The 14,714-nt window shown below is 54.4% G+C and carries 14 protein-coding genes; 4 read left to right on the top strand and 10 right to left on the bottom strand.

Annotation, left to right across the window (positions count from 1 at the left end; genetic code table 11):
- Positions 1-11: 11 nt before the first annotated feature.
- The gene (locus VN24_RS01740) at positions 12-839 is read right to left on the bottom strand and encodes a transglutaminase domain-containing protein (RefSeq protein WP_052702731.1); all 828 of its coding nucleotides are present in this window, start codon (positions 837-839) and stop codon (positions 12-14) included.
- 342 nt (positions 840-1,181) lie between these two features.
- The gene (locus VN24_RS01745) at positions 1,182-2,105 is read right to left on the bottom strand and encodes a MerR family transcriptional regulator (RefSeq protein WP_045669018.1); all 924 of its coding nucleotides are present in this window, start codon (positions 2,103-2,105) and stop codon (positions 1,182-1,184) included.
- A 230-nt stretch (positions 2,106-2,335) separates the two neighbouring features.
- On the opposite strand from VN24_RS01745, the gene VN24_RS01750 reads away from it, so the two are divergent.
- A complete protein-coding gene (locus VN24_RS01750; RefSeq protein WP_045669019.1) occupies positions 2,336-2,590 on the top strand; it encodes a GlsB/YeaQ/YmgE family stress response membrane protein in 255 nt (84 codons plus the stop codon).
- A 181-nt stretch (positions 2,591-2,771) separates the two neighbouring features.
- Here the strand turns inward: VN24_RS01750 and VN24_RS01755 are convergent, their stop codons facing one another.
- Entirely contained in the window at positions 2,772-3,257 is a 486-nt protein-coding gene (locus VN24_RS01755) for a hypothetical protein (protein WP_045669020.1), read from the bottom strand.
- A 114-nt stretch (positions 3,258-3,371) separates the two neighbouring features.
- Complete coding sequence (locus tag VN24_RS01760) at positions 3,372-3,857, bottom strand: VanZ family protein (protein WP_052702732.1); 486 nt, start codon at positions 3,855-3,857, stop codon at positions 3,372-3,374.
- Positions 3,858-3,985: 128 nt separating this feature from the next.
- Between VN24_RS01760 and VN24_RS01765 the strand changes: the two genes are divergently transcribed.
- Positions 3,986-5,161: a M20 family metallopeptidase gene (locus VN24_RS01765; protein WP_045669021.1), complete on the top strand. Its 1,176-nt coding sequence runs from the start codon at positions 3,986-3,988 to the stop codon at positions 5,159-5,161.
- A gap of 294 nt (positions 5,162-5,455) precedes the next feature.
- Here the strand turns inward: VN24_RS01765 and VN24_RS01770 are convergent, their stop codons facing one another.
- A complete protein-coding gene (locus VN24_RS01770) occupies positions 5,456-6,535 on the bottom strand; it encodes a Gfo/Idh/MocA family protein (protein WP_193790093.1) in 1,080 nt (359 codons plus the stop codon).
- A 160-nt stretch (positions 6,536-6,695) separates the two neighbouring features.
- Here VN24_RS01770 and VN24_RS01775 point away from each other — a divergent pair, with 160 nt between their 5' ends.
- The gene (locus VN24_RS01775; RefSeq protein WP_045669023.1) at positions 6,696-7,568 is read left to right on the top strand and encodes an AraC family transcriptional regulator; all 873 of its coding nucleotides are present in this window, start codon (positions 6,696-6,698) and stop codon (positions 7,566-7,568) included.
- A 1-nt stretch (position 7,569) separates the two neighbouring features.
- Here VN24_RS01775 and VN24_RS01780 read toward each other — a convergent pair whose 3' ends face one another.
- From VN24_RS01780 to VN24_RS01795, 4 genes are all read right to left on the bottom strand, one after another.
- On the bottom strand, positions 7,570-8,286 hold the full coding sequence (locus VN24_RS01780; RefSeq protein WP_045669024.1) for a response regulator transcription factor: 717 nt from the start codon (positions 8,284-8,286) through the stop codon (positions 7,570-7,572).
- 161 nt (positions 8,287-8,447) lie between these two features.
- A complete protein-coding gene (gene pnpS / locus VN24_RS01785) occupies positions 8,448-10,199 on the bottom strand; it encodes a two-component system histidine kinase PnpS (protein ID WP_045672865.1) in 1,752 nt (583 codons plus the stop codon).
- A gap of 120 nt (positions 10,200-10,319) precedes the next feature.
- A complete protein-coding gene (locus VN24_RS01790) occupies positions 10,320-11,363 on the bottom strand; it encodes a bile acid:sodium symporter family protein (RefSeq protein WP_338012216.1) in 1,044 nt (347 codons plus the stop codon).
- A gap of 45 nt (positions 11,364-11,408) precedes the next feature.
- The gene (locus tag VN24_RS01795; protein WP_045669025.1) at positions 11,409-12,947 is read right to left on the bottom strand and encodes a fumarate hydratase; all 1,539 of its coding nucleotides are present in this window, start codon (positions 12,945-12,947) and stop codon (positions 11,409-11,411) included.
- Positions 12,948-13,075: 128 nt separating this feature from the next.
- On the opposite strand from VN24_RS01795, the gene VN24_RS01800 reads away from it, so the two are divergent.
- Entirely contained in the window at positions 13,076-14,215 is a 1,140-nt protein-coding gene (locus VN24_RS01800) for a YfbR-like 5'-deoxynucleotidase (RefSeq protein ID WP_045669026.1), read from the top strand.
- A 122-nt stretch (positions 14,216-14,337) separates the two neighbouring features.
- Here VN24_RS01800 and VN24_RS01805 read toward each other — a convergent pair whose 3' ends face one another.
- Complete coding sequence (locus tag VN24_RS01805; protein ID WP_045669027.1) at positions 14,338-14,676, bottom strand: hypothetical protein; 339 nt, start codon at positions 14,674-14,676, stop codon at positions 14,338-14,340.
- Positions 14,677-14,714: the final 38 nt, after the last annotated feature.

Consider the following 14,714-nt stretch of genomic DNA (forward strand, 5'->3'; position numbering starts at 1 on the left):
GCTACCTGATGTTATGCGGACGGATAATCGGCTCTGTTCCAGCGGTGATCCAAGGCGATCATTGCATCGCTCAAATTGTAATAACTGTACCGGTTCCAGTCGTATTCCGTGTCGTCAAGCGTGACATCGACATGAACCCATTTGCCGTCCAGCTTTACGAGATTCCACACATGCAGCGTGCCGAGATAGTCTCCATAAACGATGCGGCTTTCCAGCCCCGCTTCCTTGAGCATCCGGTAGGTCAGCAGCGCGTAGCCTTGGCACACCGTCTTGTAAGGCTGGACCAGACCGGCGTATGCGGAATGATTCTCCAGCGTCTCGTCGTAGGTTACATTGTCGATCACCCAGTCGTGGATCGCTTTTACTTTATCGGCATCGGACATTCTTGGCTTCACCAGGCTTGCCACGACCCGCTTAGCCGTTTGTTGTACGTATTCGCTTTGCTCCGTCGTCTCCCAGTACTCGATATTATAGGTAATAAGTGCCGACCAGCCCGTAGTCGTCCAGCTCCAGCTGATTTTCTTCTCGACGAAACGAAGATAGTCGTCTTTCATGACAATTTGCTTGAACACATCTTTCAGCTTGCTTCCGATATCGCTTGTATTGGAATTCAACTGGATGGTGACAGACGTCCCATGCCCGTTTGCCATTACTCCGTGTACAATGTCGGCAACTTCTTCATACGAAAATGCGGTATAGTAACCGCCTGACTTATAAATCGTTGAATTATTTATATCGGCTGCATAAGCTTTCCCGCCAATACCGCCTGCCGCTGTGCCAAACAGAAGTAAGACCGCTACCGCCAGTGGAAATACCATTTTGCGAAAATAGTTCTTCATGCCTATTTCTCCTCCTACGGATAGTTCCGATATTGATAGTTATCCCGGTTTTCAGCCGGCGAAAAAGGTGACCTCACCTGGTTTACGCGCCTTTTGAACTGGGCCTATTACTCTATCTTTCGGATGAGAGAGGACAATAGTTTAGTCGTTTTGAATAAATTTTTTGTCGAATTCGACTATTTTTTTCGCAATATGAATTGAAAGCGGTCTTTTTTTCCTATAACACAATCGGCTTGGAGGCTCAGTGACAAAATTCACAAACACCCGGAAGCTACAGGCCATTTTTCCCATAAAAAGAGCAAAGGACCGTCCCCTAAGGGAACGGCCCGCGATGTAATCAAGTTATAGAATTAACAACCCGTTGTCGATGTACGAGACGTTAAAATCATGCTGCAGCCGATGCAGAGTTTCCTGGTAGCTGCGATAATCTGCGCTGAGGATGCTGATGTTATGCACAAAAACCTCGTAGAAACGGTTTTTATCCAAACGAATCTTGATTTCCTTCGTGATCCAGATCTGTTCTTTGGCAAAAGGAACGGCGGCGAAGGCAGCGGTAATGTTGCGGAACTCGTCTTTCAACTGCTCATATTGCCGCTCGTCGGGCGAGACGAATTTTCGCAGCTGCTCATGATACAGCTCGACGAGCTGTTCGATTTCTTGATCAGACAACAAGTCCATCTGCTGCACAAGCGTTTTGGGAAGGTCAATTTCCTCAAGCCCGTCCAAATATTCCACTATTTCCGCCCAAGCTTGTTCCATGCTGTCCCCCATAATCGGTTCGTTCAAAAAGACGCCGAAATGCAAAGCCATTACTCTCCCGAATGTGCCGGGAAACAGCTCGAACAGCTTTCTCGCCATATAACCCGATCTCTGTTTCATCTCGGATTCGAGATCGTCCGAATAGCTCTTCGCTAAACCGGCCAGCTCTATAAAGCAGGGCGATCGGTTTGGATGGCCATTTAATAGCGAAGAAATGTTCTCTTTTATCCGCTGCAGTCTTTCCAAAGACGCGCTCACTCTGGATAGCTGTTCCTCCAAAACGGTTTTCGTCAACGCTTGGCCGTAAAGCACCTTTTTGATTTCATCGACGGGGATGTCCAATTGACGGAGCAGCCGGATGGATAAAAGTTTGTTTACATCTTCGTCCGTATAATGCCGGTAATGATTGGACGTTTCGGTTTGCGGGTGGAGAAGCCCTTCCTTTTCATAATAATAAATGGCTTTGCGGGTCAGTCTGGTCTTTCCCATAACCTCATTTATTTTCATTTTCTTTCCTCCTACAGTTTTTGCGAAGCAAAAACACTTCGAAAGCATAAGCTTAGTTGACTGTACACGTTTCCCCGGGGGAAGAGTCAAGGATTTTATTCCATTTCAGCAGGCCCATTACGTGCTGATACGCTTCAGGATTATATCCGGCCTGATTATAAACCTGCGATACGGGTTATTGAGAAACAGGACGACAACAAGCAAATTATCATCTAAGGGAGGAATCAGATATGGCTTGGTTGTGGGCAATCATTGTAGGCGGCGTTATCGGATGGCTGGCAGGTTTGATCGTCGGACGCGACATTCCGGGCGGCATCATCGGCAATATAATCGCAGGATTTGTTGGCGCTTGGCTCGGAGCCTTTATCTTCGGCGACTTTGGTCCCGAAACAGGAGGCTTCTTCATTGTACCGGCACTTATCGGTGCCATTATCTTAATCGCAATCGTCAGCCTGATCATGCGTTCGATGCGACGAGCCTCTTAAACAGACAGCTTGACAAAGTGAAAAATAAGGCAAAAATACCGGACCGCTTTCCTATCAAGCGGTCCGGTATTTTTGTGTCCTTTCGCCCGTCGGTCCAGCGCAAGCCCCCCTCGAACGGGATTCGGCTGGCGGACGAACCGGCGAGCGCCTTAAAGCGCCTGCCGGTTATGTATCCGTAGCGCTAACCGCCCCATTCCCCGTGTACAAGCATGGCAGCCACTTTTTCCAGCGACTCCTTCTGCTTCTCGTACTGCTGCTGCGTAATTTTTCCTTGCGCAAGCTCGATATTAAGCTGCTCCGTAAACTTACCGGCTACCGTACGGACGACGGTGCTGCCGGCAACGCCTTTTTCCATTGCGACTTCAGCAAGCGTATGGCCGGACATCAGCGCTTCTTTCAGCTCCGGCTTGGTGACGCCGATCACGTCGGCCGTTTCCTGCGAGCGTATGGCGGCGCCGCTGCCTTCGCCCGCTTTCAAATCCCGGACGGCGTGGGCCGCCGCGGCGGCGCTGGCCGCAGATTTCATCCCTGCAGGGCCGGACATCGTCAACGTTAACGCCAGCGCGCTGGCCGTCCACATTTTTACGCTTCGTGAACGTTTCAGAGACGTTTGCCCTGCCGGCATCCGTGAGCGATTGGAGGTTTGATAAGAAAATTGCCGATCCATTGAAATCCCGCCTTTCGTGTTGTAACGGTTCATAGGACCAGCTTAGACGACGAGTATGAGCAATTCCGTAAAAAGAGCTTAAATTGCCGTTAAAAAAAAGTGACAATCCCGCATTCATTCATTAGCGAACTTCATCTTTCCGATATGGCGAAACAGGATGTAGCCGATTAGTGCGCCGAACGTATTCAAAATAATATCGTCAACGTCAAAGCTGCCCCGCTTCAGAACAAGCTGCATCAGCTCCACAATTGCAATAGCGGGTACAAATACGGACAGAAAGCGGGATAACGTAACCCTTGGCAGCATAACCGCGGCAGCCCCAAACGGGACGAATACCGCAATATTGCCGATTATATTAACCAGCCAGACATGAAGCCGAAAGTGATCCGCATGATTGAAATAAAGCTTGATGGTGTGGAAGGGGATCACATTATAATGGTATCCGCCATTATGAACAACGCTGCGACCGAAGCCGACGAACATCCAATAGAACAGCAAAGCGGAATAAACCGCCATCAACAGCGCAGCCAGCGCTCGGAGCAATTTCAAGGCAAGCGTCACCTCCACGTTTACTTTACTCTCTTCGGTTTGCTGATTCAAGCTGCTCCCATTTCTTATCAGTATATTTGCTTCAGTGAAAAATTATTTTCCCGCTATTAAGAGAGGGGCATTCCGTTGCCGTTTGCGGTACAATTGTACCATCATCTTCAATAGGAGGCCGGAGCTTCATGCATCGAACCAAAACCACTCTATACGATACGATTGACCGACACAGCAGCAGCTGGAAGCAAATAGCGCTCCAGATCGGCAGCAATCCCGAGCTGGGCAGCGAAGAATACCGCTCTTCCGCCCTTCTCGCCGATGAGCTGCAGCGGCACGGCTTCCAAGTGGAACGCGGAACGCTGGGCATCCAGACCGCTTTTATCGGAATATACGATTCAGGCAAACCCGGGCCTGCGGCCGCGTTTTTATGCGAATACGACGCGCTTCCCGACCTTGGCCACGCCTGCGGGCACCACCTGATCGGCACGATGGGCATCGCGGCGGCGATCGGATTGAAATCCGTCATCGGGGATACCGGCGGCTCCATTCGCGTGTACGGCACTCCCGCCGAAGAAACGAAAGGGGCGAAGGTGCCAATGAGCGAAGCGGGGCTGTTCGACGACTGCGGGTTCGCGCTGATGGCCCACCCCTATTATGTTCATGAAAAATCAAGCAGCTCGCTGGCGCTTGATGCGCTGCAGGTTCAATTTTACGGCCGTTCGGCCCATGCCGCCGCCAATCCGCATCAAGGCATCAACGCACTCGACGCCGTCATCCAGCTGTTTAATTCCATCAACGCCCTGCGCCAGCAGACGCGCAGCGACGCACGCATTCACGGCATCATCGACCACGGCGGCAGCGCGCCCAACATCATTCCGGACTATGCGTCGGCCAAGTTCTACATCCGTTCGGCAAACCGGGCCTACACGGATGAATTGACTGCCAAGGTGATGGATTGCGCTAGAGGCGCCGCAATGCAGACCGGCTGCCGGCTCGAGACGAGCAATTACGAATATTCCTACGACGAGCTGCGCACCAATGAGACGCTGTCCGGGTTGTATACAGCCAATTTGCTTGAAAATGGAGTTGCCGAAGAGGAGATTCGCTCGGCAGCGGATCACGGTTCCCTCTCTCTCGATCTCGGAAACGTGTCGCTGCGCTGTCCAAGCATTCATCCTTACCTCAAAATCACAGATGAACGCTACATGCTGCACACGGTCGAATTCCGCGATGCCGCCATGAAGGAGCAAGCGCTTGAGAGCATGATTTTCGGAGCGAAAATGCTCGCCGCCACCGCTTATGACGTGCTGGCCGACCCCAGCTTGTATGAGCAGGTCCGCAGCGAATTTAACGGGGAGTGAAAGCTGCTGAAACGGAAGGTCGCTGCGCGGACGGATCATTCTTACGATCGCTGTTGTCCGTTGGATTTCTTGATTGTATAACCCATTAATGGGTTGAAATCCACGGACAAATGCGAACGCTTGCGCTTCTCCAGAACGATCCGTCCGCTACGCTCTCCTATTCAGCAACTTTGAAGGAGCAGAAAAAGGACGTTTCTCCGCCAGCTTACCGGAGAAACGTCCTTTTTTATTAAAGCTTGGGGCGCTGTGCGAAATAAGTTAAAATGTCTTTCGATAGCGCCCCTTATTTTGCGATTAGTCGAAGTAAATCGCTTTGCCCGTACGGGACGATTCGTAAACGGCTTCGAGAATCTCCGATACGACGAGCGCCTGCTCCGGCGTTACGACCGGCTGCTTGTCGTTCTTCACCGCATCGATCCACGAGCGCGCTTCCAGCTCGCCCGGATCTTCGGCAGCTCCGCTGAAGAACGCGACGCCACCGCCGTCAAGCTGAATGTCTTTCACGTACAGACGGCTGTTTTCCTCCCCGTTGATGCGGAGGCCGCCTTTCATATCCGCGCCCGCTTTCGTGCCGCTGAGCGACACTTTCGCTTCGTCCACTTCGAGCGTATTGAGCGCCCAGCTGGATTCCAGAATGATCGTCGCGCCGTTCTCCATCGTAATCATGGCGAAAGCGGAATCTTCGACGGTGAACTGCTTCGGATCCCAAGGACCGAATGCGTTTGCGGCATTTTCGGTTTGCGACAATTTATGGTATGCGCGTCCAAGAACGACTTTCGGTTTGTAGTTGTCCATCATCCACAGCGCCAGGTCAAGCGCGTGCGTACCGATATCGATGAGCGGGCCTCCGCCCTGTTTCTCTTCGTCGAGGAATACGCCCCAGGTCGGAACGGCGCGGCGGCGGATGGCATGCGCTTTCGCGAAATAGACCTCGCCCAGTTCATCCTTGCGGCAGGCATCGTTCAGGAAGCGCGCATCGGAGCGGAAACGGTTTTGGTAACCGATGCTCAGTTTCATGCCGGTGCGTTTCGCCGCTTCCAGCATGCGGCGTGCGTCGGCAGCCGTTTTGGCCATCGGTTTTTCGCACATGACGTGCTTGCCCGCTTCCATCGCTGCGATGGAAATTTCGGCATGGGAATCGTTCGGCGTACATACGTGAACGACTTCAATGGAAGGATCTTTTAACAGATCATGATAATTTTCATAAACGGCGGCTTGCTCGCTGCCGAATTTGTGTTTCGCTTCTTCCGCGCGTTCGCGTACGATATCACAGAATGCGACCATTTCAGCATCTTGTACTTTGCTAAGGCTTGGCATATGTTTGCCGCTTCCAATACCACCGCAGCCGATAATGCCCACACGAACTTTCGACAAGGTTTTCATCCTCCTGACAGATCCATTAATTTTCAAAGGTGTCCCGCTTGCTTTACAAGCGCTCGAAACACTAGAATAAGTATAGAGCAAAATCGAGTCGAATTAAAATGCCCATTGTAGCGCTGCTTTTATGCAATTTTGGTATGCGGAGGAACAGATCTTGGAAAAGTATAACGAAAAAGTTGTTTATGAAAACCCTCTATTGTCCCTTCGTGTTTTCCAGCCCCTTCGCTTCAGTAACTTGCTCGCCAATTGGCACTATCATCGGGAGCTGGAGCTGCTGCTTGTGGAAAGCGGCTCGATGGAAGTCTACATCGAAGAAGAACAGATCGATCTTCACGCGGGCGATCTTTGCATTATCGGCACCAATCAGCTTCACCGCGACCGCCTCTCCAGCGACGTGCTAGATTATATCGTGCTGCAATTCGATCTGGAACAATTTTTCGATCACAGCACGATGCCTTATATGCGTTATTTTTCCGAAACGAAAAATCCGCTGAGCCAAGCCAATTACATTTTCCGGGAAAACGAAGCCGTCCGGGGTGAAATCGCCGATTGTGTCCGCGAAATCCTGCAGGAAGCGAACCGGAAGGAAAGCGGGTACGAGCTCGCCGTCAACCTGCTGATCAAAAAAATATTGCTGCTGCTGCTGCGGGGCGACAATCGCAAAGTGCTGGCCGAGCAGGAGGACTTCGACCGGATCCGCCTGAAGCCGGTGCTGGCGTTCGTAGAGCAGCACCTGACCGACCGGATTCAGGTGGAGGAAGTATGCAAGCTCGCCAATATGAGCTATTACTACTTCGTCAAATATTTCAAGAAATCGATCGGCCTCTCCTTCACCGAGTATGTCAATTACCGCAAAATAAAATGGGCCGAACGCATTCTGCTCACAAAAGACCTCAGCATCTCCGAGGTCGGCGACAGGATTGGAATGCCGAACATGGCCCACTTTTATAAAATGTTCAAAAAATATAACGATTGCTCGCCGAAAGAGTTCCAGAAACGGATGCTCGCCTGGGGCCGCGCAAAGTGAATCAGGCCCGCGGCGCCCGTTTCGGAAGCACCAGCTTGTAGCCTACGCCGCGGATCGATTCGATCGAGACGGAATCGCTGCCGAGCTCCAGCTTTTTGCGCAGGGAGCTGACATGGACGTCCACCGTCCGCTGGCCGCCGATGTAATCAAATCCCCATACGATATCCATCAGATCGTCGCGCGTAACGACCATTCCGGGGCGCTGGACCAGGTAGACCAGTACCTCGAATTCCTTCGGGCGCAGCGCTACGGTTTCCCCGTTAAGGACGACCTCGTATCGTTCCGGATAGATCACCAGATCCCCTGCCGAGATCGCTTTGCCTTCCTGATCCGCGGGCAGCTCGTCTTCCAGCTTGGACCGCCGCAGCACCGCCGAAACGCGGGCCAGCAGCTCCGCCACGCCGAACGGCTTCGTAATGTAATCGTCCGCGCCGCGCCGCAGCCCCTGAACGACTTCTTCTTCCGCATTGCGGGCCGTTAAAATAATGACCGGCGTAGTGACTCCATTTTGTCTCAGCTTCGTTAATATATCGAATCCGTTCATACCCGGAAGCATCAGATCCAAAATAATGAGATCAAACCGGCGCTGGAGCGCCGCCTGCAGCCCTTCGGCGCCATGATCGATCACGGTCGTCTCGTAGCCTTCCTGCGACAGGTTGTAGGACAACAGCCGCGATAAAGTCGGTTCGTCTTCTATGACAAGTACACTATGGGACATGTTTACCTCCATGCGCCTTACCCAAATTCACAGGAATTCGGGGGACGCGTATTAAATAGCCGGGCAAGGAAACATCTCCCGCCCTTTTACTCTATCGTATCAGGAAAAAGCGTGACAATCCATCCTATTCCTATTTTTGCCGCTTTTACGAGGCCTGTTTGCTACGGCTGGATAACGGGAAGCTCGATCGTGAACACGCTGCCTGTCCCCGGATGGCTGTCCACCGATATCGTCCCTTTGTGCAGCTCAACGAGATGCTTTACAATCGACAGCCCGAGCCCCGTTCCCCCTGAACTGCGGGAACGCGCTTTGTCGACGCGGTAGAACCGTTCGAATATGCGGGGCAAATCTTTTTTCGGAATGCCGATGCCGGTATCGCTGATCCGGATAATGACCGTCTCGGCGGCATCGGGGGCATTCGCGTGACGCACCGTCGCTTCGACCGCCACCCGTCCGCCTTCGGGCGTATAGTTGATGCCGTTCTGCAGCAAGTTGATCAATATTTGGCGCAGCCGGTCTTCATCAGCCTCCAGAAAAATGCCGCTTTCCGCTTTCAAACTAAGCATAATCGATTTGCGTTCGGCTTCGGCCGTCATCACCTGCACCGTATTGTGAAGAAAAGCCGACAGTTCCACCGGCGAGAATTGAAGCGGAACCCGCCGCGATTCGATTTTCGACAGCTCCAAAATATCCCCGATAAGCCGGTTAAGGCGCTCACTCTCATCATAAATAATTTGCAGAAACGAGCGCGATATTTCCGGATCGTCCATCGCCCCCGCCAGCAGCGTCTCCGCGAACCCTTTAACGGCCGCAATCGGCGTCTTCAGCTCATGGGACACATTGGCGACGAACTCGCTGCGCATCCGCTCCAGCCGGCGGATCGCCGATACGTCCTGCAGCACTAGCAGGACGCCGCCGAACGTGCGGTCTTTCTGAAAGACCGGCACCAGATTTAATTCCAGCAGCCGTTCTTCGGGAAAATAAAAGGTAATTTCATCATGCACATGTTCGCGTTTTTCCATTCCCTGCTGAATCATGCCGGACAGCTCATACTGCTGCTTCGCTTCCGAATAATGACGGCCGACCAGCTCGCGCGCGGAAAAGCCGAGCACCTGCTCCGCCCGCCGGTTGAGCAGCAGAATGATTCCGTCCGGGTCGATCATGACGATGCCGTTGATCATATTGTCGAGCACGCTTTCCAGCTGGCTTTCGTTTTGCTGGATCCGGTTCATCTGCACCTGCAGGCTGTCGGCCATCGAGTTGATGGCGAATCCCAGCTCTCCGATCTCGTCTTTTTTACCGATTTTCACGCGCGCCTCGTAGTCCATATTTTTGATCCGCTTCGCGACGCGGGTAATTTGTTCGAGCGGCCGCGTGAACCCTCTCGCCACCCTGTAGCTTACCAGCACAGCGGCGGCAAACAGCAGCAGCAGCCCTGCAATAAGAACCATCCACATTTTGCGGATGCCAGCATCCACTTCCTTAAGACTGAGCGCCATCCTCAGCACATTCGAGCGCGGATTTCCGGGATCGGTTGCCATGGCGACGTACAGCATATTTTCCTTGACGGTTTCGCTCCTGCGGATGGCCCGGCCGATGCCTTCAGCCTCCGCCTGCTTCACTTCGTCGCGCTGCGAATGGTTGTCCATCGTCTCGGGGCGGTGATCGGAATCGCCCAGCACCGTTCCATCCCCGCGGATAAAGGTCACCCGTGCGCCTGTCAGCTTTTTAAGCGAGCCCGCCTCGTTCGTAAAGTAATTGTAAAGCTGCGCCGGATCTCCTTCTTTCCAATCGGTCCTCGCTTCAATGACCCGCATTTCGCGAACGAGATTTTCCTCCAGCACGTTAATATGATTTTGCTTGTACATTCTTCCCATGTAAAATCCGGCCGCCGTAACCGACAACCCGATCATGACGATAAGAATGAGGGTAAGTCTCCCGCGAAAACTGTTAAACAATGCTTCCACTCCTTCGCCAGCCGCCTGATGTCTATGCGAGTTTTCATATATGATGTCCGAAAATGTCGCATAATGTTATGACTGTATCGTACCCTCACGCCGCTCCGCCGCGCCAGACCTATCATTGTAAATTTTTCGTAAAACATAATGATGCAGCGTTGCCAGCGGCTGTTGAATGAGGATCGAAAGGACGACCGGAACGGCGGCCAAAGGGCTGAAGTAGCCCATCGCGAGCACGGTGCCGAGGGAAATATTGCGCATTCCCGTCGCGTATGAGACCGTCGTCTGCAGCTGGCGGCTGCGCATCGGGATCGTCCCGATGAAGCCGATCGCATAGCAGAATCCGACGAGCAGAATGACCAGCGGTACAATGCGGATCATGTCCGCTTTCAGTAGAGCCGCGTGCGGAGCGATCACCGCCGCGTTCAGCGACACGACGCCGATGAAGCAGAGCTTGGACAGCGGGACGGCGTACGGCTTCACGGCCGGCTGTATCCGCCCCCGGCTCGCGATATGAAGCAGCACGCCGGCCACCGTCGGCAGGACGACGATCAGCAGCAGATCGGAGATGACGCTGCCGGTATCGACGGAGACGCCTTGGCTGAACAGCAGCCGGATGCCGGCCGGAACGACGATCGGACTCAGCAGCGAGTCCAGCACGACCATCGCCAGCACGAGCGGCACGCTGCCGCCCGATAGCGCCACCCACAGCACCGTCGAGACGCCAAGCGGAATCAGCGTGAACAATACCAGTCCCGCTACATAGGGAGAGTCGCTGCCGAGCAGCAGCGTTCCCGCTCCGTATGCGGCCAGCGGCGAGACGACATGGGCAAGCAGGAGCGAAAGCAGAATCGCCCACGGGCGGCGCAGCACGACAAGCAGCTGCTCCGGTCCGCACCCGATCGCCATGACAAGGGTGACATAAGCGAACAGCCACGGAGCCAGGCCCGCAAACGGCAGCAGCTGATCGGAAAAAATAAATCCCAGAAAGAGGGCTCCTGGGATAATGAGAAACATCCATTGTTCAAAACGGCGGTTGAAGGCCAGTCCAAATTCGCGCGTAACGATAACCTTCTTTCTGTCTCGTAGATAAAGGACCCCGGCGTCCGGAAGCCGCACCGGGCATCACGATGATGCCGGACACTTCCGTCCGGCGCGGGGATCTTACTTGAATACCGGCTCTTTAAATTGCCCGAGCTTCTGAAACGAGTCTTTCTCCACATCCACATGCAGGCTGTTCCCGTGTGCGTCCATCGTGACGATCGCCGCGAACCCTTCCGTCTGCAGATGCCACATCGCTTCCGGAATGCCGAATTCCATGAAGTCGACGCCGTTTACGTTCTTGAAGCACTGCGCATAATACTGCGCCGCGCCGCCGATGGCGTTCAAATATACGCCGCCGTGTTCCTGCAGCGCCTTCAGTGTCTTCGCGCCCATGCCGCCTTTGCCGATAACGGCGCGGATGCCGAATTTTTTCAAAATATCGCCCTGATAAGGTTCTTCGCGAATGCTCGTTGTCGGCCCCGCCGCTTTCACATGCCAGCCCTCTTCGTCCTTCAGCATCACCGGACCGCAGTGGTAAATGACCGCTCCGTTCAGATCGACCGGCGCGTCGTGGTCCATTAAATATTTGTGCAGCGCATCACGCCCGGTATGCATTTCACCGTTCAGAATAACGACGTCGCCGACGCGCAGCGAACGAACCTGCTCCTCCGTCAGCGGCGTCGTCAGCGCCACTTCGCGGCGTCCGGCATCCGCCCCGTTCTCTTCCGCTTTCGCCGCCAGAGCTCCCATCGGGCTTTCGCTGCCCTGCGGATAAATCCATTCCTTGATTTCGCCGGTGTCCGTGCTGAGCAGCACGCCTTGCCTGCGGAACGCCCAGCAGTTGTACGCAACGGAGACGAAAAAGCTCGCCGGCAGCCGGTTCATGACGCCGACCTTGCAGCCGAGCAGCGTCACCTGTCCGCCAAAGCCCATCGTGCCGATGCCGAGCTTGTTCGCGTTCTCCATGACATACTCTTCAAGCTGCCGCAGCTCTGGATGCGGATTGACGTCGTCCACATTGCGGAACAGCTGCTGCTTCGCCAGCTCATAGCCGCTCGTGCGGTCGCCGCCGATGCCGACGCCGATGAAGCCGGCGCTGCATCCCTGCCCCTGCGCCTGATAGACCGCATGCATCATGCACTTGCGGATGCCGTCCAAATCGCGGCCGGCTTTGCCGAGCCCTTCCAGTTCGGCCGGAAGGCTGTATTGAATGTTTTTATTCTCGCAGCCGCCGCCTTTCAATATAAGACGGACGTCGATCTCGCCCTTCTCCCACTGCTCGAAGTGGATGACCGGCGTTCCCGGTCCGAGGTTGTCGCCGGTATTGCCGCCTGTCAAGGAATCGACGGAGTTGGTGCGCAGCTTGCCGTCCTTGGTCGCCTTGGCGACCGCGCTCCGGATTTGCTCCTTCATGACGATCTGATTGGCGCCTACAGGGGTATGCACGATAAACGTCGGCATGCCCGTATCTTGGCAGATCGGCGACACGTTGCATTCGGCCATCTCGATGTTGGTTGCGATCGTGGACAGCGATATGCCGGCCCGGGTCGCGGCGACTTCGGCCTCCTGAGCCGCTTTGACCGCTCTGCGCACGTCGCCGGGAAGGTTGGTGGACGTTTCGACAATCAGTTTGTAAACGCTTTGCTCAAACTGCTGCATAAGTCGGACAAACTCCTCTCTGGTCGTTACACATGAATAGCTATATAATAGCATAGATGATCCTGTTGGCATACGAGCATAACCGAAGCGTAAGCCGGGATCGCCAATTTCTTTAGGACGGGATGGCATTGAAAAACGGAAAATTTACCGGCACCATCATCCGCATGCAGTACGTGCCCAGATGGAGCGAATTCGCTCCGAGGTTCGAAGACAGCGCGGCAAGCCACAGCTTCCGGTGCGCGGCGATCTCGATTCTGGTTGGAATTATCGAGGAGAAGCTGCTCGGCAACCCGGTCGACCGGCTGCAGCTGCTTTCCCGCTCTTTGTGGGCCGACCTCCGCAATACGGGCACCGGTTCGATCAAGCATGTAACGAAAAAAGATTCCATCGTGGCCGAGCATATTGCCGCTTTGGAGCTGGAAATAAGCAAAGATATCGTCTCTTATCTGTCGCGGTCGCTGCAGCCGTTCGCCTACGATTATATTGTCCATCCCCAGGATGACAGCTACGTCGGCCGGCTTGTCAATGCGATCGATACGTTCGACGCTTTGATTTATTGCCACCGGGAAGCGGAGTACGATTCCAATCCGTTCTTCAAGGCAAAGTACAAGGAGTTGCTGGACAAAGCGTCGGCCACAAAGATTCCCTCCATGAAGTGGCTGATCGACGAATACAATAAAAAAGCGGAAATTTACGAGTTTCTCGGGTATATTCTCAATCTCGACACCGTCAAGCGGTGGAACGGCAGCTTTAATCTGGTACCCGATAACGATGCCACCCATTCCTTCCGGGCGGCGTCGCTGGCGCTGTTCAACGGACTGCTGGAGAGGGAGCGGTTCGGCGTCCGCAGCTTCGACCTGTTCCGGCTGGTGGCCAAGACCGTCCTGCACGACCTGCCGGAAATCGTATCCGGGGACGTCGTGTCCAATTTCAAGCATACGAGCCCCGAAATGTCGAAAGCGTTCGAACGGTACGAGCGGGAAACCGCCGAATCGATGATCGGCAAGCTGCCCGCCTTTTTTCACGACGATTTATTGGACTTTATGGTCGACAGCAAGTCGTCCGACTATGAAGGCGAAATGGTCGACATCGCCGACAAGCTGGACGCGCTCATTAAAGCGAATCTGGAAATGCGGAACAATCCCCATTATGGGGAAACGTATTACCAGCAGCTGAACAAGATTCAGCACAACTTCGAGAACCCCTGCGTCATTTTTTTCCTGGCTTATATTTTGCACGATCTGACCTATGCGAACCTGATCAAATAACAATCCGGCCTCCGTGCCGGAGCCGGCCGCACGCGAAGCTTGCCGCAGCAAAACATGAAAAGGCAGACGCCCCGGAGACAACTTCTCCATTGCGTCTGCCTTTTTGCTGCGGCCGGCCCCAGTTACAGCTCCGGTCCGCGCAGCTCCTCCATCGCTCTGCGTACCGCGCCGTAGAAGGCCCGCCACTCGGAACTTGCCTCCTCCGGTCCGGCCCCCGGTTCGTCCACGGCATCTTTGCCGCTTAAGCCGATTTCCCCCAGCTTGCGCAAGGCACGGCGCCGCCCCCCTCCGGCCGCTTCCGCGCCGCCGGTACCGGGATCTGCTTCAGCCGGGACTTGCGCCGGTTTGGCTTCCGCTTCATTTGCGGCGGCAGGCGCAGCGCCCGCAGCCGCCGCGGCACTGAGCGAAGCATCCTTGCGGGGACGGCCCCGCTTGTTAGGCTGCGGCTGATCCGTATCCATCTCTTATCCCGCCTTTCGTTATGAAGCGGCCGATCCGG

The sequence above is a fragment of the Paenibacillus beijingensis genome (genome assembly GCF_000961095.1).
Taxonomy (GTDB): Bacteria; Bacillota; Bacilli; order Paenibacillales; family Paenibacillaceae; genus Paenibacillus_O; species Paenibacillus_O beijingensis.

Coding starts and splice junctions, on each gene's coding strand:
- VN24_RS01780 (WP_045669024.1), bottom strand. CDS start 8,286: ATGTCCCATAGTGTACTTGTCATAGAAGACGAACCGACTTTATCGCGG.
- VN24_RS01745 (WP_045669018.1), bottom strand. CDS start 2,105: ATGAAAATAAATGAGGTTATGGGAAAGACCAGACTGACCCGCAAAGCC.
- VN24_RS01765 (WP_045669021.1), top strand. CDS start 3,986: ATGCATCGAACCAAAACCACTCTATACGATACGATTGACCGACACAGC.
- VN24_RS01740 (WP_052702731.1), bottom strand. CDS start 839: ATGAAGAACTATTTTCGCAAAATGGTATTTCCACTGGCGGTAGCGGTC.
- VN24_RS01755 (WP_045669020.1), bottom strand. CDS start 3,257: ATGGATCGGCAATTTTCTTATCAAACCTCCAATCGCTCACGGATGCCG.
- VN24_RS01750 (WP_045669019.1), top strand. CDS start 2,336: ATGGCTTGGTTGTGGGCAATCATTGTAGGCGGCGTTATCGGATGGCTG.
- VN24_RS01805 (WP_045669027.1), bottom strand. CDS start 14,676: ATGGATACGGATCAGCCGCAGCCTAACAAGCGGGGCCGTCCCCGCAAG.
- VN24_RS01795 (WP_045669025.1), bottom strand. CDS start 12,947: ATGCAGCAGTTTGAGCAAAGCGTTTACAAACTGATTGTCGAAACGTCC.
- pnpS (WP_045672865.1), bottom strand. CDS start 10,199: ATGATCGGGTTGTCGGTTACGGCGGCCGGATTTTACATGGGAAGAATG.